The 1,242-nt window shown below is 66.0% G+C and carries 1 protein-coding gene; it reads left to right on the forward strand.

What is annotated here, in order from left to right; translation table 11 throughout:
• Positions 1-1,242: IS1634 family transposase (locus tag BV911_RS18775; RefSeq protein ID WP_139840165.1), on the forward strand; the 1,242-nt coding region annotated here is incomplete at both ends.

A 1,242-nucleotide genomic window follows, 5' to 3' on the forward strand; every position in this document is an offset into this window, starting at 1 on the left:
GAGAGCGGCGGTCGCCGCTATCTTCAGATAGTCGAGTCGTTCCGAAACGAAGCCGGCAAGCCCCGGCTGCGGGTTGTCGCCAATCTCGGGCGGGTCGACGGGATGAAAGAGGGACAGCTCGACGCCCTCATTCGGGGCCTCAGCCGTGCGGCGGGCCGTGTCGATCACGACAAGACCGCGATCACCTTTGAGGCCGCGCGGAGCTTCGGCGATGTCTTTGCCCTGCACGAGTTGTGGAAGGACCTGGGCTTCGACCGCGCCCTCAGCCGCGCCCTGCGCTCGGGCAAACGGAAATTGGATGTCGAGGCGCTGGTGCGGGCGATGGTGTTCAATCGCCTGTGCGACCCCACGAGCAAGCTCGGATGCCTGCGCTGGCTGGACACCGTGGCCATGCCGGCGATGCCCGAGGCCGTCACCCATCAGCACCTCTTGCGCGCCATGGATGCGCTCATGGACCACGCGGAGGCTGTCGACGAGGCGTTGGCCCGACAGATCCGCCCGTTAGTCGACCGGGACCTGGCAGTGGTTTTCTATGACCTGACCACTGTACGCATTCATGGCGAAGGGACGGTGGACGAAGACATTCGCGGCTTCGGCATGAACAAGCAGACGGGCGGGATCGCCCGTCAGTTCGTTCTGGGCGTGGTCCAGACCGCCGACGGCCTGCCGCTTATGCACACCGTCCACCCCGGCAATGTCGGCGAAACCAAAACACTGCAGGGCATGCTGCAGACGGTTTTGGCGCGCTTCCCCGTCGAGCGCGTCATCCTGGTCGCCGACCGCGGCCTCCTGAGTCTCGACAACATCGGTGAACTGACCGCGCTGGCCGACCAGGGTGGTCGCAGGTTGGAGTTCATCCTGGCCGTTCCGGCACGCCGCTACACCGAACTTGTCGACACCTTCCGCGGCCTCGCCTTCACGGAAGGCCTTGCCGAAAGCAGCTTCGCCGGGCACCGCCTGATTGTCGCCCATGACCCCCTGCGCTCCGAAGAGCAGTCCGACCGGCGCCGGGCCCGCATCCGCGAGCTCGAGAGTATGGCCGAAAAAATGGTCGGTAAACTGGACGCCCAAGATGCCGGACAGACCGTCCGCGGCCGGCGGGCTTCCGATCGTGGCGCCTACAGCCGCTTCACCCGCGCCGTGGCCGAGGCTGAGCTGACCCGTTTCCTCAAGGCAGATCTGCAGGCCGACCGGTTCAGCTGGAGCGTCGACGATGACGCCATCGCCCGGGCGGAACTCTTC

Origin of the sequence: Pseudoruegeria sp. SK021 (assembly GCF_002119405.1) — a bacterium.
Classification (GTDB): domain Bacteria; phylum Pseudomonadota; class Alphaproteobacteria; order Rhodobacterales; family Rhodobacteraceae; genus Meridianimarinicoccus.